General features: G+C 55.8%; 29 protein-coding genes. 24 read left to right on the top strand and 5 right to left on the bottom strand.

The genetic code is table 11. The features are described 5' to 3' along the window. Nucleotides 1–3 precede the first annotated feature (3 nt). Nucleotides 4–969, bottom strand: a complete 966-nt coding sequence (locus ACOAPY_RS06645) for an integron integrase (protein ID WP_142136832.1) — start codon at nucleotides 967–969, stop codon at nucleotides 4–6. A 149-nt stretch (nucleotides 970–1118) separates the two neighbouring features. Between ACOAPY_RS06645 and ACOAPY_RS06640 the strand changes: the two genes are divergently transcribed. The 16 genes from ACOAPY_RS06640 (at nucleotide 1119) to tsaA (ending at nucleotide 11416) form a co-directional block, all read left to right on the top strand. Continuing rightward, nucleotides 1119–1448 carry a hypothetical protein gene (locus tag ACOAPY_RS06640; RefSeq protein WP_465153261.1) on the top strand — a complete coding sequence of 110 codons (330 nt, stop codon included), beginning with the start codon at nucleotides 1119–1121 and terminating at the stop codon, nucleotides 1446–1448. Between the two features lie 98 nt (nucleotides 1449–1546). Beyond that, nucleotides 1547–1846, top strand: a complete 300-nt coding sequence (locus ACOAPY_RS06635; protein WP_465155779.1) for a hypothetical protein — start codon at nucleotides 1547–1549, stop codon at nucleotides 1844–1846. 90 nt (nucleotides 1847–1936) lie between these two features. Next, nucleotides 1937–2314: a hypothetical protein gene (locus ACOAPY_RS06630; protein ID WP_465155755.1), complete on the top strand. Its 378-nt coding sequence runs from the start codon at nucleotides 1937–1939 to the stop codon at nucleotides 2312–2314. A 131-nt stretch (nucleotides 2315–2445) separates the two neighbouring features. Further along, nucleotides 2446–2934 carry a hypothetical protein gene (locus ACOAPY_RS06625; protein WP_465155777.1) on the top strand — a complete coding sequence of 163 codons (489 nt, stop codon included), beginning with the start codon at nucleotides 2446–2448 and terminating at the stop codon, nucleotides 2932–2934. A gap of 409 nt (nucleotides 2935–3343) precedes the next feature. Beyond that, a complete protein-coding gene (locus ACOAPY_RS06620; protein ID WP_465155775.1) occupies nucleotides 3344–3613 on the top strand; it encodes a hypothetical protein in 270 nt (89 codons plus the stop codon). Between the two features lie 86 nt (nucleotides 3614–3699). Beyond that, nucleotides 3700–3951 (top strand): hypothetical protein, encoded by a 252-nt coding sequence (locus ACOAPY_RS06615; RefSeq protein ID WP_465155773.1) that lies wholly within the window; start codon nucleotides 3700–3702, stop codon nucleotides 3949–3951. An 88-nt stretch (nucleotides 3952–4039) separates the two neighbouring features. Then, nucleotides 4040–4561, top strand: a complete 522-nt coding sequence (locus ACOAPY_RS06610) for a hypothetical protein (RefSeq protein WP_465155771.1) — start codon at nucleotides 4040–4042, stop codon at nucleotides 4559–4561. A gap of 1046 nt (nucleotides 4562–5607) precedes the next feature. Then, nucleotides 5608–5835, top strand: coding sequence for a DUF4926 domain-containing protein (locus ACOAPY_RS06605; protein ID WP_465155769.1), 228 nt, complete (start codon nucleotides 5608–5610; stop codon nucleotides 5833–5835). A gap of 103 nt (nucleotides 5836–5938) precedes the next feature. Further along, nucleotides 5939–6301 carry a hypothetical protein gene (locus tag ACOAPY_RS06600; RefSeq protein ID WP_465155767.1) on the top strand — a complete coding sequence of 121 codons (363 nt, stop codon included), beginning with the start codon at nucleotides 5939–5941 and terminating at the stop codon, nucleotides 6299–6301. 89 nt (nucleotides 6302–6390) lie between these two features. After that, on the top strand, nucleotides 6391–6816 hold the full coding sequence (locus ACOAPY_RS06595) for a hypothetical protein (protein WP_465155765.1): 426 nt from the start codon (nucleotides 6391–6393) through the stop codon (nucleotides 6814–6816). A 104-nt stretch (nucleotides 6817–6920) separates the two neighbouring features. After that, nucleotides 6921–7481, top strand: coding sequence for a hypothetical protein (locus tag ACOAPY_RS06590; protein WP_465155763.1), 561 nt, complete (start codon nucleotides 6921–6923; stop codon nucleotides 7479–7481). 89 nt (nucleotides 7482–7570) lie between these two features. Further along, the gene (locus ACOAPY_RS06585; protein WP_465155761.1) at nucleotides 7571–8017 is read left to right on the top strand and encodes a hypothetical protein; all 447 of its coding nucleotides are present in this window, start codon (nucleotides 7571–7573) and stop codon (nucleotides 8015–8017) included. A gap of 97 nt (nucleotides 8018–8114) precedes the next feature. Next, on the top strand, nucleotides 8115–8471 hold the full coding sequence (locus ACOAPY_RS06580; protein ID WP_465155759.1) for a hypothetical protein: 357 nt from the start codon (nucleotides 8115–8117) through the stop codon (nucleotides 8469–8471). Between the two features lie 84 nt (nucleotides 8472–8555). Further along, nucleotides 8556–8993 (top strand): hypothetical protein, encoded by a 438-nt coding sequence (locus ACOAPY_RS06575; RefSeq protein ID WP_465155757.1) that lies wholly within the window; start codon nucleotides 8556–8558, stop codon nucleotides 8991–8993. Nucleotides 8994–9613: 620 nt separating this feature from the next. Then, on the top strand, nucleotides 9614–9991 hold the full coding sequence (locus ACOAPY_RS06570) for a hypothetical protein (RefSeq protein ID WP_465155755.1): 378 nt from the start codon (nucleotides 9614–9616) through the stop codon (nucleotides 9989–9991). Nucleotides 9992–10723: 732 nt separating this feature from the next. After that, on the top strand, nucleotides 10724–11416 hold the full coding sequence (gene tsaA / locus ACOAPY_RS06565; RefSeq protein ID WP_465155753.1) for a tRNA (N6-threonylcarbamoyladenosine(37)-N6)-methyltransferase TrmO: 693 nt from the start codon (nucleotides 10724–10726) through the stop codon (nucleotides 11414–11416). A 178-nt stretch (nucleotides 11417–11594) separates the two neighbouring features. Here tsaA and fpr read toward each other — a convergent pair whose 3' ends face one another. After that, the gene (gene fpr, locus ACOAPY_RS06560; RefSeq protein ID WP_021700780.1) at nucleotides 11595–12374 is read right to left on the bottom strand and encodes a ferredoxin-NADP reductase; all 780 of its coding nucleotides are present in this window, start codon (nucleotides 12372–12374) and stop codon (nucleotides 11595–11597) included. A gap of 171 nt (nucleotides 12375–12545) precedes the next feature. Here fpr and ACOAPY_RS06555 point away from each other — a divergent pair, with 171 nt between their 5' ends. Next, nucleotides 12546–13472: a LysR family transcriptional regulator gene (locus ACOAPY_RS06555; protein ID WP_021700781.1), complete on the top strand. Its 927-nt coding sequence runs from the start codon at nucleotides 12546–12548 to the stop codon at nucleotides 13470–13472. A gap of 24 nt (nucleotides 13473–13496) precedes the next feature. On the opposite strand, the gene ACOAPY_RS06550 is transcribed toward ACOAPY_RS06555, so the two are convergent. The 3 genes from ACOAPY_RS06550 to ACOAPY_RS06540 form a co-directional block, all read right to left on the bottom strand. Then, nucleotides 13497–13856, bottom strand: coding sequence for a PilZ domain-containing protein (locus tag ACOAPY_RS06550; RefSeq protein ID WP_076580955.1), 360 nt, complete (start codon nucleotides 13854–13856; stop codon nucleotides 13497–13499). Between the two features lie 60 nt (nucleotides 13857–13916). After that, complete coding sequence (locus ACOAPY_RS06545) at nucleotides 13917–14345, bottom strand: DUF4124 domain-containing protein (RefSeq protein WP_076580953.1); 429 nt, start codon at nucleotides 14343–14345, stop codon at nucleotides 13917–13919. Between the two features lie 72 nt (nucleotides 14346–14417). Further along, the gene (locus tag ACOAPY_RS06540; RefSeq protein ID WP_076427594.1) at nucleotides 14418–14792 is read right to left on the bottom strand and encodes a tetratricopeptide repeat protein; all 375 of its coding nucleotides are present in this window, start codon (nucleotides 14790–14792) and stop codon (nucleotides 14418–14420) included. 138 nt (nucleotides 14793–14930) lie between these two features. Here ACOAPY_RS06540 and pyk point away from each other — a divergent pair, with 138 nt between their 5' ends. From pyk to ACOAPY_RS06505, 7 genes are all read left to right on the top strand, one after another. After that, nucleotides 14931–16382 (top strand): pyruvate kinase, encoded by a 1452-nt coding sequence (gene pyk / locus ACOAPY_RS06535; protein ID WP_465155751.1) that lies wholly within the window; start codon nucleotides 14931–14933, stop codon nucleotides 16380–16382. 199 nt (nucleotides 16383–16581) lie between these two features. Then, nucleotides 16582–16785: a PqqD family protein gene (locus tag ACOAPY_RS06530; RefSeq protein WP_465155749.1), complete on the top strand. Its 204-nt coding sequence runs from the start codon at nucleotides 16582–16584 to the stop codon at nucleotides 16783–16785. After that, nucleotides 16700–17269 (top strand): lasso peptide biosynthesis B2 protein, encoded by a 570-nt coding sequence (locus ACOAPY_RS06525; RefSeq protein WP_465155747.1) that lies wholly within the window; start codon nucleotides 16700–16702, stop codon nucleotides 17267–17269. The genes ACOAPY_RS06530 and ACOAPY_RS06525 overlap by 86 nt, the downstream gene beginning before the upstream one ends. Further along, nucleotides 17269–19032: an ABC transporter ATP-binding protein gene (locus ACOAPY_RS06520; RefSeq protein WP_465155745.1), complete on the top strand. Its 1764-nt coding sequence runs from the start codon at nucleotides 17269–17271 to the stop codon at nucleotides 19030–19032. Before ACOAPY_RS06525 ends, ACOAPY_RS06520 begins: the two co-directional genes overlap by 1 nt. After that, complete coding sequence (locus tag ACOAPY_RS06515) at nucleotides 19017–20219, top strand: nucleotidyltransferase domain-containing protein (RefSeq protein WP_465155743.1); 1203 nt, start codon at nucleotides 19017–19019, stop codon at nucleotides 20217–20219. The genes ACOAPY_RS06520 and ACOAPY_RS06515 overlap by 16 nt, the downstream gene beginning before the upstream one ends. Before the next feature lie 284 nt (nucleotides 20220–20503). Beyond that, nucleotides 20504–20668 carry a hypothetical protein gene (locus ACOAPY_RS06510; protein ID WP_465155741.1) on the top strand — a complete coding sequence of 55 codons (165 nt, stop codon included), beginning with the start codon at nucleotides 20504–20506 and terminating at the stop codon, nucleotides 20666–20668. Between the two features lie 139 nt (nucleotides 20669–20807). Next, nucleotides 20808–20963 (top strand): hypothetical protein, encoded by a 156-nt coding sequence (locus tag ACOAPY_RS06505; protein WP_465155739.1) that lies wholly within the window; start codon nucleotides 20808–20810, stop codon nucleotides 20961–20963. Nucleotides 20964–21095 lie beyond the last annotated feature (132 nt).

Raw genomic sequence — 21095 nt, 5'->3', positions numbered from 1 at the left:
TTTTCATGCCCGGTCGAGCGGGCTCAGCACACCCAAGCCACCGCGATTGAGCACATGGGTGTAGATCTGCGTGGTCTTCACATCGGAGTGGCCGAGCAACTCCTGCACGGTCCGGATGTCCTGGCCGCTCTCCAGCAGATGCGTGGCGAAGGAATGGCGCAGGGTATGAGGCGTCGCGGGCTTGTGCAGGCCAACCCTGCGTACGGCATTGCGAACCGCCCGCTGAATGGTCTTTTCATGCAAATGATGGCGAAAGATGCCGCCGGAACGCGGGTCCTCTGAACGGTTGACCGAAGGGAATACGAACTGCCAGCCCCACTCGGCAGCCGCATTGGGATACTTGCGCGCCAGGGCATGCGGCAGATTGGCCCGACCATAACCTTCCCGCAGATCTTGCTCGTGCAGGGCTCGTACCCGCTGCAGATGCAGCTCCAGTGGCGCAGCCAGCTTGCGCGGCAGCATGGTCACCCGATCCTTCTGCCCCTTGCCATCGCGGATCAGGATTTCCAGGCGAGCAAACTCCACATCTTTCACGCGCAAACGCAGCACTTCCATCAAACGCATACCGGAGCCATACAGGAGACTGGCTATCAACCACAACGTGCCATCCAGTTGCGCCAGCACGCTCGCCACCTCCTCCCGCGTCAACACCACCGGCAAGCGTTGCGGACGGCGTGCCCTAATGACGCCGTCCATCCATGGCAGTTCGATCTGCAGGACCTGCTTATAAAGGAAGAGAATCGCCGACAGCGCCTGGTTCTGCGTGGAGGCCGAAACATCCCGGCGCACCGCCAGATCACTCAGGAAAGCCTCGACTTCCGGACCTCCCATCTCCTGCGGATGGCGATACTTGTGGAAGCGGATATAGCGCTTGACCCACTCCAGATAGACAGCTTCGGTGCGAATCGAATAGTGTCGAAGACGAATTTGCTCGCGTACCTGATCGAGCAGCTTGGGCTTGTCATCCATGTCGCAATTGCTCCCTGATTCATGTCGCATCTCCTGATGCCATCTGCAGGCTAGACAAGGACTTGCTGGACGACAAGGAACGTTATGCGACACAAGTGGCGGAAAAAATTACGCCATTTGTGTCGTCTACTTATAGTTAGGCAATCCAAATGAGCACATCCGAACGAGATCAGGATCTATGGGAAATGCGGAAAATCTCAAAAGCCCAGAAAGCCCTATTTCCACGCCCGTGCTCGCCAGAGCAAGAGCAATGCATCCGCAGCTCAGAACAATACAAATCTCTGCAAGCAAAATTTGACGCCATCTTCATCAAATATGGCAACAACCCCAACATATTCAAAGACAGTGAAAGAGCAAATTCTAAAAGAAATTCTGGCAAAACCATCAAGTGCACTGTCCATAGAAGCCAGAAACGAGCAGAGAAACAAAAGAAGAATCTTGAAATCAAGCAATCCACCATGGAACCGAGCGATGCCTAACAAACGGTTCAAAGTCGTTCGCTTCGCTCACTCGGGACGCCCGCAAGCTGCGCTCGCGGTCGCCCCTTAACCTGTCCGTTAGCTTCAAGGAGGAACTTATGAGCCAGAAAATCGAAGCACAGCTCAGCCTAGGAACTTGGGTCTATCTTGCAGGGCTGGTCGGCCTTACCGGCGGCTTCACTATCGGTGCCATCTCGGCAACCTGGGCGCTGATACACGGAAATCTTATCGAGGCACTAGTCACCCTCCTCACTAGCCCTATATGTGGCCTGCTGGGGTTGTGCCTATACGCTGCCCTTGGCTTTCCCGTATACAAATACCTCAGCTCAAAGTACCCCGGTGTAAGAGAAATAACTGCGGTATTTTCAGGCGTCAATGACAGCGAGCCTCAAAGCTAACAATACGCTCAACTTTCGCTCACTCCGCTCGCTGGACGTCCAAAAGCTGCGCTTTTGGCCGCCCGTTAGCTTAATCGTTAGACCTAGATCATGAACGGACTCACCCGCGAAAACTCATCAACCATTGCCTTTGTCGTGAATTGCTACCTAAGCAACTCAATAAGCACAGATGAATTGCAGCAATGGGCTATTCGAATCATGGAGTCAACTGAAGCATACCCAGACTACATAGCTGAGTTGCTTAGCTTTGATGCTCCTCGCTTCCATATCTACAAAACAATCGGCTTCAGCCCTGACCGCAGCTTTACAAATCAGGAGGACGAAGCAATTTTTGGCATTGCATACCTACGTAATCGCGAGGTGTTTGACGGCCCAGCTAGAGAGCATGCTATAAACTCGTTACATATGAACCAAGCTCTCCTTACAGAATTCAGAACTGTTTTTCCGTTCATCCAAGTAGCGGTGTAAGGTCTAACAAATGGTTCAAATCGTTCGCTTCGCTCACTGGGACGGGCTAAAGCCCGCCCCTTAACCAAACGTTAGCGGTAAAACTCAAACACACACCAGGCAGTTAAATGCTAGCTCGAAGACTAACCATATTGACGATTATCGCAATAGCTCTTGGCCATGCTATTGGCAATATACCACCCATTAGCCAACTTTCATTTCTAATTAATCTAACACCTTCATCCGAAGGTGTTGCATCAAAAATCAACACAGCCACAGCCGCATCACTAAGCCTTTCAATTATTTTCTGCCTGTTAGCAACCGTTATTTATTCCCTGCAGAATAAAGAAGATCTTGCAACAGCACAGATATTTGAATGGTATGGATGCCTTATATTCGGCGGAGCACTTCTTTTATTCTTTTATTGGCTAATAACAAATGTATGGGCAGCAGGCTTTCCACCAATACAGCATGGCCGTGTGGCTAGAGCACTCTACCACCTCAGTTTAAAAAGCGAGCTATGGCTATCACTTGCAAGCTTTATTCTATTTCTCATGGGAAACCTTGGCTTATATATATTTACAAAAGTTCCGCTACTGCTTCACGCCCAAGTAAAGCAACGTGCCACCGAAAATAAATGAAACCGCTAACTAGTGGTTCAAGTCGTTCGCTCCGCTCACTCGGGACCGGCTAAAGCCGGCCCCTTAACCAAACGTTAGGCGCAAGGGCAAAATTGGTTATTCAGCACCGAGCCAGGAAACACAATTATCGCATCGTCGCGGTGTTCCTGAATCGAATGGTCGCCTGGCAGTAGAGGCCGTTATTTGTGGCCAGCAAAGGAGTTGCTTTCAGAGAATGTGCACATCACAAATAACTTCCGAGGCCAAAACCGACACGCCGTGCGCTCCGCCGGTCATGCTCGGCGCTGGCATGATTTCCGGCGTTCGGCTGGGCTGTCTAACAATTGGCTCAAGTCGCTCGCTTCGCTCACTCGGGACCGGCATAGCCGGCCCCTTAGCCAAACGTTAGGCACCATGGAGATACATTTGCATGGACGTTACGCAAAACCAATTGTTGGCTTTCGCCGTTTACGAAATCCGGCAATTGCTCGCCCATCATTTAGGTAGCGACGACACTTCTGATCCGGCGGTAAAAGCTGCAGCCCATCTGGCATATGCTCTCCATAATCAAGCTGACGCCATCCTACAAGGGCGCACATTTGATCCTCAAAAAGCAATAGAATCTCTGAGCGCAGTAGATCGAATGCTGGAAACAAGTTTTCAAGCTAGGTTCTTACAATCAGTTAGCCATGATGCCTAACTAGTGGTTCAAATCGTTCGCTTCGCTCACTGGGACCGGCTAAAGCCGGCCCCTTAACCAAACGTTATGCAGCAAGGAACGCAGCCATGACCATCCTTATCTACGCCGTCATCGGGTTATCCATTGCAGCGGTAGTAATCGCATACAACGCCATGCGAATCCGCCGCTTGCGCCTGAGAGGTCTATATCCAGAACCCGGCCAAGCAACAATGCAACACGTCAAAAGTCTAATCAACACGGGCAACAAAGCCCTTGCAATTAAAGTTTATCGAGAAATTCACAGCGTAAGCCTAAAGAAAGCAAAACAAGCCATCGAGAACATTGTTAATGCCGCATAACAATGTGCTCAACACCGTTCGCTCCGCTCACTGGACTCGTAAAAGCTGCGCTTTTACTCGCCTGTTAGCACAACGTTAGGGTAAAAACTTGGCAGGACACATATTAGGGTATCTTCAAAAGGCAAGATCCCTTAACGAATTTATTTGGGCTGCTCTTGCCTCTCTTATCCTATCGGCAGTGGCCTGGGCATGCTATCTAAACACTCATGAACTTCACGCATCACATGCCACAAACGAAGCAACCGAAGCTACTATCACGATCAAGCACATTGATCGCGGCCACCGATATGGCTTTTTTGTCTTAGGCACGAAGAGCGGCACCTCACAACTCTTAAAGTTCACGGCACTAAATAAATACACTGAAACCACTAAAAAAGCATTTCAGCCATATATCAACAAAGAAATTACCATCCAGCATAGTGATGGATTCATGATCTCATGCCACGCCAATGGCAAACAAATATGCACCCCAAAATGCGAGAATTTAAGTGAGTGCGATGCTAAAGCTTTATCAAGGGAAAAATATTTCTTCCGGGACGCTTCAATTGCCCTCTTGGCATTTTCAGCAATTTGCCTTCTTTCCCATATCGCAAACAGAGAGCGGCCCTAACAAATGGTTCAAGTCGTTCGCTTCACTCACTCGGGACCGGCTAAAGCCGGCCCCTTAACCAAACGTTAGGCGTAAGAGCAAAAGTCATGGTCGATGACCGTGCAATAAAACAAAGCTGCCGCACCGCGGCGCTCCTGAATCGAATGGTCGCCTGGCAGTAAATGCCGTTATTTGTGCTCAGCAAGGGAGTTGCTTTCAAGAAATGCGCACATCACAAATAACCTCCGGGGCCAAAGCCGACACGCCCTGCACTTCATCAATCATGCCCGGCTGTGGCAGCATGTCCTGCGTCCGACTCGATGTCCTCTGCCTAACAATTGGCTCAAGTCGTTCGCTTCGCTCACTCGGGACGTCCAATAGCTGCGCTATTGGCCGCCCCTTAGCCAAACGTTAGGCGCAAGGCCAAAATGTTGGTTTCGGCACCGAGTCAGGAAACACAATCACCGCATCAACGCGGTATTCCTGAATCGAATGGTCGCCTGGTAGTAGAGGCCGTTATTTGTGGCCTGCAAAGGAGTTGCTTTCAGAGAATGTGCACGTCACAAATAACCTTCCGGGCCAAAACCGACACGCCGTGCGCTCCCTCGGTGATGCTCGGCGCTGGCATCATTTCCGGCGTCCGGCTGGGCTGTCTAACAATTGGCTCAAGTCGTTCGCTTCGCTCACTCGGGACGTCCGTAAGCTGCGCTTCCGGCCGCCCCTTAGCCAAACGTTAGTCGCAAGGGCAAAATTGGTTATTCAGCACCGAGCCAGGAAACACAATCACCGCATCGACGCGGTGTTCCTGAATCGAATGGTCGCCTGACTGTAGAGGCCGTTATTTGTGCTCAGCAAAGGAGTTGCTCTCACACAATGCACACATCACAAATAACCTTCCGGGCCAAAACCGACACGCCGTGCGCTCCGCCGGTCATGCTCGGCGCTGGCATCATTTCCGACGTACGGCTGGGCTGTCTAACAATTGGCTCAAGTCGTTCGCTTCGCTCACTCGGGACGTCCGTAAGCTGCGCTTCCGGCCGCCCCTTAGCCAAACGTTAGGCCCCGAAATGAAGCAATACGATGTTGTCCAAGTTATTGCACTTCGAGACGAGCGCTTTTCAAAGTCGAGTGCAGATTACGAACGCAACCCTTGCATCGGGGACGTTGGAACAATTATTGAGGTGTACTCAAATCCAGAGCCGGCATTTGAGGTTGAGTGCTCTGATAGTAATGGGCGCACTATTTGGCTCGCAGCAATGTATCCGGAAGAGCTAAAACTTAGTGGTCAAAAATAAACTCTGCAGCTAGCCTAACTAGTGGTTCAAACCGTTCGCTTCGCTCACTGGGACGGGCTAAAGCCCGCCCCTTAACCAAACGTTAGGCCACAAGGAAGAACCGTTGAAAGCTCTTGACCTTTTAAGATGCACCATAATCAGCCTTTTGCTCTCTCTAGCTGCGCCAGGCTTAACAATGCAGTCTGCGGCGCCAGAGGAAGGCGAAGTCGTTATGGATCTTTCCGCTGTTTCAGAAGAACAGTTAGAGAATGCCGCTACAGAAGAAGAGTTTGAGAACTTAATATCAAGCATTCCCAAAAAAGAGATAGAAAGTTCCTGGGAAGGGTCTCTATACGCATTTAGCCACCCACAAATCTTCTATTTTTATCTTGTGGCAGCTGCTTATATATTCCCTTTTATCTTTCTAGCCTCGGTAGCCTCTTCATTTTTAAGCATCCGAAGCAGGTCACGCGCGGAGCCGGCCTAACAATGCGCTCAACTTTCGCTCACTTCGTTCGCTGGACGTCCAAAAGCTACGCTTTTGGCCGCCCGTTAGCTTAATCGTTAGAGATAGTCATGAACAAACGCGCTCTCGTCATAGGGCTATTCATAGCAGTTCTAGCAAGCGTCATTTCACAAGCCTTACTACACGGCCAAAAAGCAATTGCTACCGATGCGGCCTTATACATCCCATATTTCCTATCACCTCTTTTCAGCCTTCTTATACAAGCCACATCCATGCTGGCATGGGCCGTGCCTGGACTGTATGTAGGTTATTCATGCAAAAACAAACCAGTGCAGCATGCTGCAATCGTAGGAGCAGCATATGCAGCAATACTTGGAGCAGGTGTATTCGCAATGCAATCTTCCAAACTAATCGACACTGACTCCATGCTGGTGTTCGCAGTATCTTCTTTAACGCAAATGGCAAAATATTCCGTGCTCTTCGCGCTAAGCGCTCCTGCCGGCTATTTTCTTGCCACGCATCGTGCAAATCTCTAACAATTGGTTCAAATCACTCGCTCCGCTCGCTGGGACCGGCTAAAGCCGGCCCCTTAACCAAACGTTAGCTTCAATCACCGCCACATACATTGGAGACGCTAAAAATGGACTTAAAACAGGCATGTCACGAGATCCTGGACGCAATAGAAAGGAATGGCCTCCAGAAAAAAGAATACAACCACCAACAATTGATCGAGCAAATTGATCCATTCTTGGAAAACATTAAACTCTGCGAATTTTGGGATATATTAGATTTCATTTATGAAATCTCCACACTTGATGCATTAGGAATAGCAATCTGGGACGACTGCAATGAATATCAAGAGGTGGGATTTTACAAAGAAAACCTGCTTAAGCTTAGCGAAATAAGCCTCGGAGAAATTAAGTTTTCGGAAGTCGAAGAGACATGGCACAACAGCGGAAAGCTGACCATCTTAGTTAAAGAAGAAAGCACTACAGAGACTATAGAATTAAATCCATTACAAAGTCACGACCTAACCCCCGAAGAATTCATTACCTACATAAAAAACAAAGCAAATCAACTCCAAGGTAACATTCGCCCCCTAATAATAGAGAGAGGGGGTTTTCTGGCTATATACATCATGCCAGCCCATCTTGCCACAGAGCTTTCCAATGTTCGCGACGCAGTTAAAAGTCACAGCTAACAATGCGCTCAACTGCCGCTCACTTCGTTCGCTGGACAGCCAAAAGCTACGCTTTTGCCTGCCCGTTAGCTTAATCGTTAGGTTCCATCATGTGCTACATGGCCATAGTAAGTACAACATCCGAAGCTGACCTAACAGCACTCAGTACGCCCCTAGTGCAGTTCTCAAGGAACGTAAGCGCTATACCAGAAGCGGCCCTCCTGCGTTACCCAAATAAATGGTTCCTTGGTTCAAAAGACGGTTGCAGTTGTGCATTCAGACATCTTGATCAAAATGCTACAGATCTTGGTTTCTCAGAGCCCGTGGACTGGTGGGAGGAAGACCAAGAAGATATAGATGCAACGCTTCAAGTAGTAGAAGCATTTCATACTATATTGCGCGGCGGCCATAAACTTGACTGCATAGACGCTTGGACCAACGATAGCAAGGAGCCTAAAAATCTTGCAGGTGATCTTGTGGTTGACCTAAATAAAGTTGGCGCCAAGAGCTTCCGTTTTTTTGAGGGCTATCGCTTTGAACTCGAAGCCAGAACCTAACTAGTGGTTCAAGCCGCTCGCTTCGCTCACTCGGGACCGGCTAAAGCCGGCCCCTTAACCAAACGTTAGAAGCCGTCGCATGGAATCCGAGAATCCCATGATCGCTCGCCCCAAATTCGTTGGTTACAGCTTGCTATTCTTAGTCATGCCATTAGATATTTGGATTTTATCAGGCGTCACATCGAGAAGCATTGAAAACTCTTTATTCATTGCACTTCTCTGCATTCCTGCCAGCTATTTTGTAGTCAAGTGCCTTTCAACAGAAAAGCAGGATATCTCCGAACTCATCAGTCTTCGCGAAGCACGTATCATTTATTTCACCTGTATCATCGGTGCCTTAGCTGCATGGTTCTGGTCCGGTTTTCTATTTGCCCTTCCAGGATTTCTAGCTGCACTATTATTTTCAATACGCGAACATAAAATCAGGAAAATTGTGCGAGGCGTCAGCTTCTAACTACTGGTTCAAGTCGCTCGCTTCGCTCACTCGGGACCGGCTAAAGCCGGCCCCTTAACCAAACGTTATGCACAAGGAAAAGTCATGCGTACCGCCAACATAGCAATTATGTTCAGCCTTGCAGCCATAAGCGCAATACTAGGAGTGCTTTCTTTAATTACAGGAATTAATAACTATCCTAACAGTCTAACTGCAACAGCATCGCTAACAGGCCTACTAATAATTTCATTGGCCTACGGCCTGCTGGCGCTTGGGAGCAAAGAAAAAAGCGGAAAATTACACTTCCTAACTCTTGTCCTATACGTCATAAGCGCAATTCTTGGTGTAATCGCAAGCAGTAACATCGGCCTAGTTCCTTATATCATGCATAGTATGAACCTGGGCCTCATTCCTGCGTTAAGCTATGTAGTCCCTGTTCTCCCCATCTGCGCCACAGTATCTATCGCAGCATACATAGCTGCTCGCATTTGTATTCAACGCAATAAAATAGGTGCCATACCAGCACCGGGGACAAGCGCATAACAATGCGCTCAACTATCGCTCACTTCGTTCGCTGGACAGTCAAAAGCTGCGCTTTTGCCTGCCCGTTAGCTTAATCGTTAGAGGTTACGTATAAACGTGCAAACATCCAAACCAGACAAAATCCTGGCCGCAGCCACAGTGTTAATTTTTCTTGTGCTAGTGCCTTTCCCATTTGTATTTGAGCTACTCGCGGCGGCAATTCTTGCCCTCATATACAGAAAGCTAACCACCCTTACGCTAGAGCAATTTTGATAAAAGCCACAGACTTAACAGTCACCTTGGCAATAGCCCACTTCTGCATATTCATAATCAACGCTGCCTTAGGAATTATCGTCACTGATAGCGGCCTTCAGCTTCCAATTATCACAAATGGCCTAGCTGCATTCGTACTCAAGAAAATCCTTACCTTTCTGTATTTATTTTCGCTTATCCTACTTTTTATCAAGGTTATCTCAGGGAAAATATTCGACCTTCCTGTTTCATTTAAAGCAATTGAGCGCCTTAATAAATGGCGCATTGCAAACCTCTAACAATGCGCTCAACTGCCGCTCACTTCGTTCGCTGGACGTCCAAAAGCTGCGCTTTTGGCCGCCCGTTAGCTTAATCGTTAGACCTAGATCATGAACGGACTCACCCGCGAAAACTCATCAACCATTGCCTTTGTCGTGAATTGCTACCTAAGCAACTCAATAAGCACAGATGAATTGCAGCAATGGGCTATTCGAATCATGGAGTCAACTGAAGCATACCCAGACTACATAGCTGAGTTGCTTAGCTTTGATGCTCCTCGCTTCCATATCTACAAAACAATCGGCTTCAGCCCTGACCGCAGCTTTACAAATCAGGAGGACGAAGCAATTTTTGGCATTGCATACCTACGTAATCGCGAGGTGTTTGACGGCCCAGCTAGAGAGCATGCTATAAACTCGTTACATATGAACCAAGCTCTCCTTACAGAATTCAGAACTGTTTTTCCGTTCATCCAAGTAGCGGTGTAAGGTCTAACAAATGGTTCAAATCGTTCGCTTCGCTCACTGGGACGGGCTAAAGCCCGCCCCTTAACCAAACGTTAGGCGCCTTAGGAAAGCTCTGTGGAAATCCACACAGCTATTACCCTCATTGCTGTTGCCTCATTTTCGGCAGGCGCAGTACAACCACTCATGTTTACGTGGTTGGTCAGTGTTATCTGTCGCAGTCGCGGACGTGCCAGACCAAACACGCTCGCAGTTATCGGCGCTATGGTTATCAGCCTCGGCACCTGTTCCGCAGTTCTAGTTTTTCTCGCCTCTCTCGGCCGCGCCCCTGCCTTCGCAATCGCGATCCCATTTTTACTTGGTCTTGGTGCCGTGCGGATAATCCGCCGCGAAATATGAGCTTTCTCTCTCAGACGCCTAACAATGCGCATATGGACTCTCCCCACAAGCAGTGAGGAAAGCTTTTTTCGATCCTGTCGTCAGCGCGGTTGCAATCGCATATCCGGCCTTGCGTGGGCTAGTGCCCGGGCCACTCTGTAGTTCGCGCAGCGAGGGCTCAGCGCTCAAGCGATCTCTAGGATCAGCATTGTTATCGGCCTTGTTCCGTTGCAGGACTCGCTCGTTCCACGGTGCTACCCCCACTACCCCCAGAGGCAGGCGCGCACATTGATATGCACGATCCACCCGTAATGGCGGGATGGCTTACCAGGGGCCACGCTCGCTAACATGGGCGCGTCTCCCAGCATGTGTACCCTCATGTCCTACTCCGTCACCCCCGTCGGCTTCATGCGCTCCTGCTTCAAGGAGAAGTTCGCCATTCCTCGTCAGCCGCTGCTCGCGCCAGCCGCGCGTGGGGTGTTGGAGCTGGTGCCGCCGTTCGACCGGGCCGTGGCCGTGGAGGGGCTGGAGCGGATCAGCCATGTGTGGCTGCTGTTCCTCTTCCATCAGGCGCTGGAGGACAAGCCGCGACTGAAGGTGCGGCCACCGCGCCTGGGCGGCAATGCCACGCTGGGGGTATTCGCCAGCCGCGCCACTTACCGGCCCAATGGCATTGGGCAGTCTGTGGTGAAGCTGGACCGCGTCGAACCGGGGCGGCTGTGGCTGTCCGGCATCGACCTGCTCGACGGCACGCCAGTGCTGGATATCAAGCCCTACGTGCCTTACGCCGACCAGGTACCCGAAGCCTTCAACCGCATCGCCGATGCACCGCCGGTGGCGGTACCGGTGGAATGGAGCGCCAGCGCCCTGGACCAGGCCCAGGCGCATGCGCAGCGCCTGGGCGAGCCGCTGGTGGAGCTGATCGAGCAGTGCCTGGCCCAGGACCCGCGCCCGGCCTATCAGGTGCCGGAGCCGGAGCGGCGCTATGGCGTGCTGCTGTGGGACGTGCAGGTACGCTGGCACTACCCCGAGCCGGGGCGTATCCGTGTTCTGGAAGTGGTGCCGGGCTAAGCGGTTGCCGCCCTCCCGGATTGCACCCGGCTATATCCTTAGCGGCGCCCCGCCCCGAATTGCATCAGGGCTACATCCCTCTCCCCCTGCCCCTCTCCCGTGAACGGGAGAGGGGTGCACTGAGGCCAGAAACGACAAACCCGCCGATTGGCGGGTTTGTGGATGGTGCGGCTGGCGCTTATTTCTCGACGAAGGCGCGCTCGATCAGGTAGTCGCCCGGCTCGCGCATGCGCGGGGAGATCTTCAGGCCGAAGCTGTCGAGAACCTCGCTGGTCTCGTCGAGCATGCTCGGGCTGCCGCAGATCATGGCGCGGTCGTCCTGCGGGTTGATCGGCGGCAGGCCGATATCCTCGAACAGTTTGCCGCTGCGCATCAGGTCGGTCAGACGGCCCTGGTTCTCGAAGGGCTCACGGGTCACGGTCGGGTAGTAGATCAGCTTTTCCTTCACCGCTTCGCCGAAGAACTCGTTCTGCGGCAGGTGCTGGGTGATGAATTCGCGGTAGGCCACTTCGTTCACGTAGCGCACACCGTGAACCAGGATCACCTTCTCGAAACGCTCATAGGTCTCGGGGTCCTGGATCACGCTCATGAAGGGCGCCAGGCCGGTGCCGGTGCTGAGCAGGTACAGGTGCTTGCCCGGGTTGAGGTCGTCGAGCACCAGGGTGCCGGTGGGCTTCTTGCTGATAAGGATTTCGTCGCCTTCCTTGAGGTGCTGCAGCTGCGAGGTCAGCGGGCCATCCGGCACCTTGATGCTGAAGAACTCCAGGTTCTCTTCCCAGTTCGGGCTGGCGATGGAGTAGGCACGCATCAGCGGGCGGCCGTTGGGCTGCTGCAGGCCGATCATCACGAACTGGCCGTTCTCGAAGCGCAGGCCCGGGTCGCGGGTGCACTTGAAGCTGAACAGGGTGTCGTTCCAGTGATGCACACTGAGCACGCGTTCCGAGTTCATGTTGCTCATGCGGGTGTCCTCAAAAAGTTTCGGTATTCAGGTTGCCGGAAAGTGCGTCCGCCCTGGTTGAGCCAGGTCAATGCGGACCGTCGTCTGCTGGCGGCATTGCGCGACATTCTAGTGAGGACCACAATATCTGTTAAGCGAATTATCAAGATATGGATTATTGGTTATATAGATATGCGATTCACACTCAGACAATTGGAAGTCTTCGTCGCCGTGGCCAAGCAGGAAAGCGTGTCGCGTGCGGCGGAATCGCTGGCCCTCTCGCAGTCCGCCGCCAGCACCTCGCTCAGTGAGCTGGAGCGGCAATCCGACTGCCAGCTGTTCGACCGCGCCGGCAAGCGCCTGTCGCTCAACGCCCTCGGCCGCCAGCTGCTGCCGCAGGCCGTGGCGCTGCTCGACCAGGCTCGCGAGATCGAGCGCCTGCTCAGCGGCAAGACAGGCTACGGCCTGCTGGAGCTGGGCGCCACCCTCACCGTCGGCAATTACCTGGCCACCCTGCTGATCGGCAACTTCATGCAGCGCCACCCGGAATGCCGCCTCAAGCTGCACGTGCAGAACACCGCCAACGTGGTGCAGCAGGTGGCTCACTACGAGCTGGACCTGGGCCTGATCGAGGGTGACTGCCAGCACCCGGATATCGAAGTGCAGCCCTGGGTCGAGGATGAGCTGGTGGTGTTCTGCGCGCCACGCCACCCGCTGGCTGAACGTGGCAGCGCGACCCTGGAAGAGCTGGGTCGCGAGGCCTGGATCCTGCGCGAACAGGGCTCGGGCACGCGCCTGACCTTCGACCAGGCGATGCGCCACCATCCGGCGCAGCTGAACATCCGCCTGGAGCTGGAGCATACCGAGGCGATCAAGCGCGCCGTGGAATCGGGCCTGGGCATCGGCTGCATTTCGCGCCTGGCCCTGCGCGACGCTTTCCGCCGCGGCAGCCTGGTGCCGGTGGAGACGCCGGAACTGGACCTCACCCGCCAGTTCTACTTCATCTGGCACCGTCAGAAGTACCAGACAGCCGCCATGCGCGAATTCCTCGAATTGTGCCGGGAGATGACGGCGGGTATCCGCCGCAGCGACGAGATCATCCTGCCGTCGATCGCCTGAGCGACGACAACAGGAGCCTTTCAGTCAGGCCGAGGCGGCCAGGGGATGAAAGCTGAAGTAGCTGCGCAGGGCATCGACCATGTCGACATACTCGGCCGGCGGTGCCACCAGGGCGAAGCCGGAGTCGAACGTGCCGGGCGTCACGTCTTCGTGGCTCCACTGGCAGGTAGCGGCAAAGTCGATGTTGTGGATGCGGCCATCGCGGCCGGGGATCTTCAGGCGCATGTCGAAACGCGCATTCACCAGCATGGGGTACTGGCTGATCAGCATCAGGCCGTCCAGCGACACGTTGCCGATAAAGCCCATGGGCTTGTCGGTGATGCGGTTGAACACCTTGAGGTAGTAAGGCAGCTGGTGGCGCTCGATGCGACGCTGGATATGCATGGTAGCCAATCGCTATGAAAGTGGTTCGAGTATGGCTGCTGGGCTGCGGCTCGACCAGACTCAGCCGCAGCGCTGGGCGATGCGAGACGACAGACGGCTGCGCGCGGCCTCGACTTCTTCCTCGTCGATGTAGGTGCGCTCGCCATTGGCATCGGTGGTGAAATAGCGACCGTCGCGCTCGATCTGCGAGAGGTTGCGGCGCAGCTCGCTGCATTCCTTGCTGCGCTCGGCGCGCACCTGAGCCGCGCGGGCATCGGTGGCGGCCTTCTCGTCGCGGCGGGCCTCAAAGTACTCCTCGGTACGCTGCTCGCGTTGGCGGGTCGCTTCGTCACGCTCCACCACCTGGGGCTTCACCTCGACGGTTTGCGCGCCTGCTGCGCCGGGCTTTTCGCCGAAGTGCACGCGGCCCTGGGCGTCCGTCCAGCGGTAGATTTCCGCACTGGCGGCAAGGCCCGGAATGAGCAAGGCAATGAACAACAGATGGCGCATGGGGTTCCCTCCTGATACCAGCTTAACGCCGCCCCTCCTCGCTGGGCAGTCCGCCGACCGGCGCGCTGGACATCACAGCGACGCCGGAGAGGCCTTGGCCGCGTCGGTCGCCTGATGATGCCCGAGCTGGCGCAATGTCTCCAGCCTGGCGCGCGCACGGTAGGCGTACTCGCTGGCCGGGTAGCGGCTGATGATGAACTCGTAGGTCTGCGCCGCATCGACGAACAGGTTCTGCCGCTCCAGGCATTGGCCACGCAGCAGGGAGATTTCCGGCTGGATGTAGCTGCGCGAGCGGCTGTTGCGCTCGGCACGCGACAGGTCGAGCAGGGCCTGGTCGCAATCGCCCTCGGTGTAGTGGCGGTAGGCCTCGTCGAGGTGGCGATCCAGCGAGACGCGAGTGCAACCGGCCAGGCTGGCCAGGGTGAGAATCAGGATCAGGGTACGCATGGTGAATTCCTCCGCTGCTGCAGTGTATCGGCGAAGCACAGGTTTTCTGCAGTGCCCGACAGGTAGTGCAGGCGAACAATGACTACAGTGCGCGACCGTAGTAGCCTCGCCGCACGCTATAAAGACTGGAGTTCCCGCATGACCCTGCGCCGCACCAAAATCGTCGCCACCCTCGGCCCCGCCAGCAGTTCCCCGGAAGTTCTGGAGCAACTGATCATCGCCGGCATCGACGTTGCCCGCCTGAACTTCTCCCACGGCACTGCCGACGACCACAAGGCCCGCGCCAACCTGGTGCGCGAACTGGCCGCCAAGCACGGACGCCACGTGGCGCTGCTCGGCGACCTGCAGGGGCCGAAGATCCGCATCGCCAAGTTCGCCGGCAAGCGCATCGAGCTGAAGGACGGCGACCTGTTCCGCCTCTCGGCCACCCACTCGCGCACCGAAGGCACCCAGGAAGTGGTCGGCATCGACTACCCGGCCCTGATCCAGGATTGCGACGTCGGCGACGAGCTGCTGCTGGACGATGGCCGCGTGGTCATGCAGGTCGAGCTCAAGGGCGCCGAAGAACTGCACTGCCGCGTGCTGATCGGCGGCCCGCTGTCCGACAACAAGGGCATCAACCGGCGTGGCGGCGGTCTCACCGCCCCGGCTCTGACGGACAAAGACAAGGTCGACATCAAGCTGGCCGCCGAAATGGAGCTGGACTATGTCGCCGTGTCCTTCCCGCGTGACGCGGCAGACATGGAATACGCCCGCCGCCTGCTCACCGAGGCCGGTGGCAACGCCTGGCTGGTGGCCAAGATCGAACGCGCCGAGGCCGTGGCCGACGACGCCGCACTGGACGGCCTGATCCGCGCCAGCGATGCGGTGATGGTGGCCCGCGGTGACCTCGCCGTGGAAATCGGCGATGCCGAGCTGGTCGGCATCCAGAAAAAGATCATCGCCCACGCCCGCCGCTACAACAAAGCGGTGATCACCGCGACGCAGATGATGGAGTCGATGATCCACAGCCCGATGCCGACCCGCGCGGAAGTCTCCGACGTGGCCAACGCCGCGCTGGACTACACCGATGCGGTGATGCTGTCGGCCGAGAGCGCCGCCGGCGAGTACCCGGTGGAAGCCGTGAAGGCCATGGCACGCGTGTGCCTGGGTGCGGAGAAACACCCGACCAGCCAGAAGTCCAGCCACCGTATCGGCCGTACTTTCGAGCGCTGCGACGAGAGCGTGGCCCTGGCGACCATGTACACCGCCAACCACTTCCCCGGCGTCAAGGCCATCATCAGCCTGACCGAGAGTGGCTACAGCCCGCTGATCATGTCGCGCATCCGCTCGTCGATCCCGATCTTCGCCTTCACCCCGCACCGCGAGGCACAGGCCCGCGTGGCGCTGTTCCGTGGCGTCTACACCGTGCCGTTCGATCCGACGGCCATGCCGGCCAACAAGGTCAGCCAGGCAGCGGTGGACGAACTGCTCAAGCGTGGCATCGTCGAGCCTGGCGACTGGGTGATCCTGACCAAGGGCGACAGCTACCACGGCACCGGTGGCACCAACACCATGAAGATCCTGCATGTGGGTGATCCGCTGGTCTGAGGCATTGCCCCCACAATGTCAGCCCTGAATAGGCCCTGCTTCCCGCACAGCAGGGCCTACTCAAAGTGCCGTCGCTAAGGCAAGCTGATAGCCCCTCGATCATTCACGACATTCATTCGACATGCCTGATCTAGCCCCAAACAGCCGTATAACCCGATCGCCAGACCTGGTTGCAACAGAGATGGATGGCGACATCGTCATGATGCACATAGCGAGCGGTCAGTACTTCGGCATCAGTGGCGTCGGCCCACGCATCTGGGCCCTGCTCGAGCAGCCAAAGACCCTTGATGAGCTGACCAGCACCATCGTCAACGAGTATGTGGTCGACGAGCAGACATGCCGCACCGACATACAGGTATTCGTCAAGGCACTTCTGGATCAGGGCGCAGCCCAGATCACTTGAAGCCCCTGACATGTATGCCCGACTGCGCCGTCAACTGCACAATTTCTTGCTAAAGCCACGTGCCCAGCGCTGCATGCTGCCCGTTGCCTGGCTGCTCCTGGGAATTGGCAGGGCGCTGGTCCTGCTGTTTCCGTTTCGTGTCCTCAGCAGGCTACTGGGCAGGCCACTGGGCCCAAGCCCTGCATCCTCTCTACCCAGCCCACGGCAAACCAGACGTGCACTGGAGATTGGCCGTACAGTGCGCTGGGCGGCCTGCCATACCCCCTGGAGTTCCAACTGTTTCGCCCAGGCCATAGCCGCCGGAATTCTCCTGAGGGTGACAGGTATCCCCTACGCGGTCTGCTTCGGCTTGTCCCGCACCCAGAACAGGGAGCTGGCGGCCCATGCCTGGGTCACTGCGGGCGCCGTAAGGGTCTGCGGGGGTAATGGATTTGCCGGCTATACCGTGGTGGGTTGCTTCATCTCCTGGGGGCACGAGAGTTAATGGCTTCTTTAAACGCTGCGAAAGCTTTTGTACGTCTGCTTAGACGAGCGCCGCCCCGGCAGGTCAGCTGGCTTTTTGCCCTCATGGTGCTCTGCGGGCTAACGGAAGGGCTCGGCATCGCCATCGTCATTCCGCTGCTGCAGGTCATGCAGCCGTCGCCGGAGGCGACCGGAAGCCTTTCGAGCATGCTGCTTTCCGCCTCGGGCACCTTTGGTGATCTGTTAAAGCCCGCCCCGCTACTGACACTGTTCGTTGCACTGGTTTGTTTGCGCAGCCTCATCCAGTTCGGCCGTGAACAGCAGGCCGTGCGCTTGCAGCACGCACTCGTTGACCACCTTCGCCGTGCCTGCTTTTCCGCACTGCTGCATGCCGAGTGGCGCTGGATCATCAAACGTCGGCGCAGCGATCTGGCGAGCCTGCTCCTGAACGACATAAACCGGGTTGGCCATGGTCTCAATTTCGGCCTTGCCGCACTCGCCACCCTGATGACGATGGTGGTCTATCTCACGGCAGCGGCATTGCTGTCCTGGCAAATGACACTGTTGGTGCTGCTGAGCGCCGCTTTGCTGTTATTGATGCTCAACGGCCAGCGCCATCAAGCCCTGAAGCTGGGTCAACAGCTGTCCGAGGCGTTTCGCACGATGCATGCAAGTGTTCAGGACAGCCTGGCGGGCATCCGCCTGAGCAAGACCCTGGGCCGCGAAGAAACTCACCTGGAGCAGTTCGAGCAGGCCATGCGCAACCTGCGCGGACAACAGGAAGCATTTTTGGCCAGCACCGGCAGGACCAGAGCACTGTTTCAGTGCTCGGGAGTGGCATTGCTGGCGCTGTATCTCTATATGGGGCTTGAGATCTGGTCGATCGAGGTGGCCCAGCTACTGACCCTGGTGCTCATATTCGCTCGCCTGATCCCACTTCTGGCGACGTTGCAGCAACAAGTACACCAGTGGCTGCACGCATTACCGGCACTTCTGGACAGCGAGAGTCTGCTCCAGCAGGGCACGGAAGCTACCGAGCAGGTGACTGACGCCGCTTACCCCTGGCACATGCGACACGCCATCAGCCTGCACAACGTTGCCGTGAAATACGCAGAACGCGAGCATGCAGCGCTGGACTCAGTAACCCTCGAGCTGCCTTATCTGAGCACAACAGTCGTCATCGGGCCATCAGGCTCGGGCAAGAGCACACTCGCCGATATCGTGGCCGGCCTGCTCGCTCCGGATGCCGGGACGCTCGCAGTCGATGGTATTCCGATAGATGCCGGCAATCGTCTGTCCTGGCGCCATAACGTGGCCTATGTGACACAGGACATTTTCCTATTCAACGACAGCATCCGCAGTAACCTGCTGTTTGCCTGCGAGAGCGCCAGCGAGGCCACTATGGAAGAGGCCCTTCGCCAGGCCGCAGCCGATTTCGTCTTCGACCTGCCACAGGGCCTCGACACCTTGATCGGCGATGAGGGCGTCAGCCTTTCCGGCGGCGAGCGGCAACGCATTGCCCTGGCGCGCGCACTCCTGCGCAAGCCCGAACTGCTGATTCTCGACGAAGCCACCAGTGCGCTGGATCATGACAACGAGCGACGCATTGGCGACGCCATTGCCAGGCTCCAGGGGAAAGTGACCCTGCTGATCATCAGCCACAAATCGACAGCACTAGAGCACGCCACCCAGGTGATCGAACTGGATCGTGGTCGGTTGCTGGAGCGTTGCAGCAGCACTTCCACTCCACTCATTCAGGAGCCCCCGAGATGTCTCGGCAGCTAGCTCAGCGACAGCTACTCACACTACTGGGAGAGCCGCCCGTCACACTCTCTGAGTTGAGCGAGCAGGACTGGACGACCCTGATTAGCGTGGCCAGCCGGCATCGCCTGCTGCCATTGCTGCACTGGCAGCTGAGTCATATCGATGCAAAGGCCTTGACACCGCCATTCGTACTCGAGCGATTGAGCAACGCCTATCGCAATGCCACCCTGCAGAGCCTCAAACAGGGCGCGGCACTTCGGCAGGTCACTCAACTGCTGGAGGCGGCCGGCATTGACAGCCTGGCACTCAAGGGGGCGTATCTGGCTTTTTACGCCTACCCCACGGCGGGCCTGCGCCCCATGCGCGACTTAGACATTCTCGTGCCGCATGCACAGGCTCTAGAGGCTTTCGACTGCTTGCGACAGGCAGGCTTCAAGCAGCCGGAACACGCCAAAGGGCAAGCCGAGGACTGGCTGGGCAAGCATTGGCACCTGCCGCCATTGATTGATAACAATGGGGTCTGCGTCGAACTGCATACCAGTGTCCATACAGCAGGTGACACAGATGATTGCCTGAGCCAAAACCAGTTGCGCTCCCGCGCGATCCAGGCTCAGGCCTCCGGGGCACCAGCAATGAAGGTGTTGTCCCCCACCGATCAACTGCTGCATCTGATCGTGCATGCTGCGTATCAACATCAGCTCGACAACGGCCCTTTGATCATCAGCGATATCGCCATGCTGCTGACCAAGCACAGCATCGACTGGCCGCTGTTCTGGAACCTGGCTGAGCACGGTGGTTACCGCAAGGGCTGTCATCTGCTACTGGAGATGACCCGTCAGGCCTGGCCACGGCTGGATATTCCCCTGGCGAGCGCCGAACAGCATCCCAGCGAAGAAGTCATGGAGGTCAGCAAGTACCTGTTGCTGCATGTCCTGGAGTCACGCCGGGATGCCTACTTCCTAATGTTGCTGGGCAAACAGGCGCGGCTCTCGGAGAAAGTGAGCCTGATCGTCCAGACCCTCTTTCCATCACGCGAAAAACTGCTCAGCACCCAGGGCACCCCCAACTCAACGCTAATCGGCTACTGGATGCGCTGGCGGCGCTTCTTCACCCAGCGCCTGCCGGAGTACCTGAGAGCCAGGCGCAACCCGCAGCTGGGCGAACAGACACGCCTGCTGGCGGCCTACGAACGGTGGCTTGACTCCTAGGAGCTCGCCCATCGCACACCGAGTCGACTCAGCGCACCCTATGCCTGGGACCATCTGGGGTTTGAGCCCTTTCAAAGCGCCAGTGGAAACAGGCTGGAACCCACATGGCCATCGTGCTAAAACACTGCTCATCTGAGCCAAGCTCGATCAGGATTCATCAACAGTTCAGGCGCTTTATCCCAAGCGATCACTGCAACCTGGATACTGACCGACAATCATTGCTTGAAATGCCCAACAGAAAGCGCTGATGCAATCAGATACCAGCAACCAGGGAGGAGCCCAGCATGCAAGCCAACGACCTTGAAACCGTTACCACCCACGAGCCAACCGCGCAGACCGACACCTGCGAGCGCCAACCCTACGAGCCCCCGTGCCTGGTGCAAATGGAGGTTGCAAAAACACTGGGTTCCATTGGTGCTATCTCTGACGGCATTACCACAACATCCTGACAGCACAGTCTTTTTGCGATCACTGGCTGGTTATGAGTGCCATACCTTCAGCTGCGTTCCTGACCCTGAGCCATCCTCACAGGCAGTGAGTAACCTGCCGGACCAGGTTCGCTGATCAACCTGATAGGAAATTCCCGACATGCAATCCGAAGCAATTGAAACCGTCACCGAGCCACTCGCGCAGATCGATGTCTGCGAACGCCAGCCCTACCAGGCGCCCAGCCTTGTCCGACTTGAATTCAAGAACACCGAGGCTGGCTCAGCTGGTTTAACCGAAGCGGGTATATTTTCCTGACCCCTGTTAGCGCTATTTACCCGGCACTACCACACCGAAGACAATCGCTGATCAGCACATGCCACGAGAGAGTCAGCATGCAAACTCAGGACCTTGAAAGCGTTACCAAAGCCGAGCCAAACGAGCAGCTCG

Origin of the sequence: Pseudomonas stagnisoli (genome assembly GCF_048595745.1) — a bacterium.
Classification (GTDB): domain Bacteria; phylum Pseudomonadota; class Gammaproteobacteria; order Pseudomonadales; family Pseudomonadaceae; genus Aquipseudomonas; species Aquipseudomonas alcaligenes_A.
This window is presented reverse-complemented; position numbering and strand designations above follow the sequence as displayed.

Bases quoted from the DNA above. Each gene is read 5' to 3' on its own strand.
- ACOAPY_RS06645 (WP_142136832.1), bottom strand. From the start codon at position 969: ATGGATGACAAGCCCAAGCTGCTCGATCAGGTACGCGAGCAAATTCGT.
- ACOAPY_RS06640 (WP_465153261.1), top strand. From the start codon at position 1,119: ATGAGCACATCCGAACGAGATCAGGATCTATGGGAAATGCGGAAAATC.
- ACOAPY_RS06635 (WP_465155779.1), top strand. From the start codon at position 1,547: ATGAGCCAGAAAATCGAAGCACAGCTCAGCCTAGGAACTTGGGTCTAT.
- ACOAPY_RS06630 (WP_465155755.1), top strand. From the start codon at position 1,937: ATGAACGGACTCACCCGCGAAAACTCATCAACCATTGCCTTTGTCGTG.
- ACOAPY_RS06620 (WP_465155775.1), top strand. From the start codon at position 3,344: ATGGACGTTACGCAAAACCAATTGTTGGCTTTCGCCGTTTACGAAATC.
- ACOAPY_RS06615 (WP_465155773.1), top strand. From the start codon at position 3,700: ATGACCATCCTTATCTACGCCGTCATCGGGTTATCCATTGCAGCGGTA.
- ACOAPY_RS06605 (WP_465155769.1), top strand. From the start codon at position 5,608: ATGAAGCAATACGATGTTGTCCAAGTTATTGCACTTCGAGACGAGCGC.
- ACOAPY_RS06595 (WP_465155765.1), top strand. From the start codon at position 6,391: ATGAACAAACGCGCTCTCGTCATAGGGCTATTCATAGCAGTTCTAGCA.
- ACOAPY_RS06590 (WP_465155763.1), top strand. From the start codon at position 6,921: ATGGACTTAAAACAGGCATGTCACGAGATCCTGGACGCAATAGAAAGG.
- ACOAPY_RS06585 (WP_465155761.1), top strand. From the start codon at position 7,571: ATGTGCTACATGGCCATAGTAAGTACAACATCCGAAGCTGACCTAACA.
- ACOAPY_RS06580 (WP_465155759.1), top strand. From the start codon at position 8,115: ATGATCGCTCGCCCCAAATTCGTTGGTTACAGCTTGCTATTCTTAGTC.
- ACOAPY_RS06575 (WP_465155757.1), top strand. From the start codon at position 8,556: ATGCGTACCGCCAACATAGCAATTATGTTCAGCCTTGCAGCCATAAGC.
- ACOAPY_RS06570 (WP_465155755.1), top strand. From the start codon at position 9,614: ATGAACGGACTCACCCGCGAAAACTCATCAACCATTGCCTTTGTCGTG.
- tsaA (WP_465155753.1), top strand. From the start codon at position 10,724: ATGTCCTACTCCGTCACCCCCGTCGGCTTCATGCGCTCCTGCTTCAAG.
- fpr (WP_021700780.1), bottom strand. From the start codon at position 12,374: ATGAGCAACATGAACTCGGAACGCGTGCTCAGTGTGCATCACTGGAAC.
- ACOAPY_RS06555 (WP_021700781.1), top strand. From the start codon at position 12,546: ATGCGATTCACACTCAGACAATTGGAAGTCTTCGTCGCCGTGGCCAAG.
- ACOAPY_RS06550 (WP_076580955.1), bottom strand. From the start codon at position 13,856: ATGCATATCCAGCGTCGCATCGAGCGCCACCAGCTGCCTTACTACCTC.
- ACOAPY_RS06545 (WP_076580953.1), bottom strand. From the start codon at position 14,345: ATGCGCCATCTGTTGTTCATTGCCTTGCTCATTCCGGGCCTTGCCGCC.
- ACOAPY_RS06540 (WP_076427594.1), bottom strand. From the start codon at position 14,792: ATGCGTACCCTGATCCTGATTCTCACCCTGGCCAGCCTGGCCGGTTGC.
- pyk (WP_465155751.1), top strand. From the start codon at position 14,931: ATGACCCTGCGCCGCACCAAAATCGTCGCCACCCTCGGCCCCGCCAGC.
- ACOAPY_RS06530 (WP_465155749.1), top strand. From the start codon at position 16,582: ATGATGCACATAGCGAGCGGTCAGTACTTCGGCATCAGTGGCGTCGGC.
- ACOAPY_RS06525 (WP_465155747.1), top strand. From the start codon at position 16,700: ATGTGGTCGACGAGCAGACATGCCGCACCGACATACAGGTATTCGTCA.
- ACOAPY_RS06520 (WP_465155745.1), top strand. From the start codon at position 17,269: ATGGCTTCTTTAAACGCTGCGAAAGCTTTTGTACGTCTGCTTAGACGA.
- ACOAPY_RS06515 (WP_465155743.1), top strand. From the start codon at position 19,017: ATGTCTCGGCAGCTAGCTCAGCGACAGCTACTCACACTACTGGGAGAG.
- ACOAPY_RS06510 (WP_465155741.1), top strand. From the start codon at position 20,504: ATGCAAGCCAACGACCTTGAAACCGTTACCACCCACGAGCCAACCGCG.
- ACOAPY_RS06505 (WP_465155739.1), top strand. From the start codon at position 20,808: ATGCAATCCGAAGCAATTGAAACCGTCACCGAGCCACTCGCGCAGATC.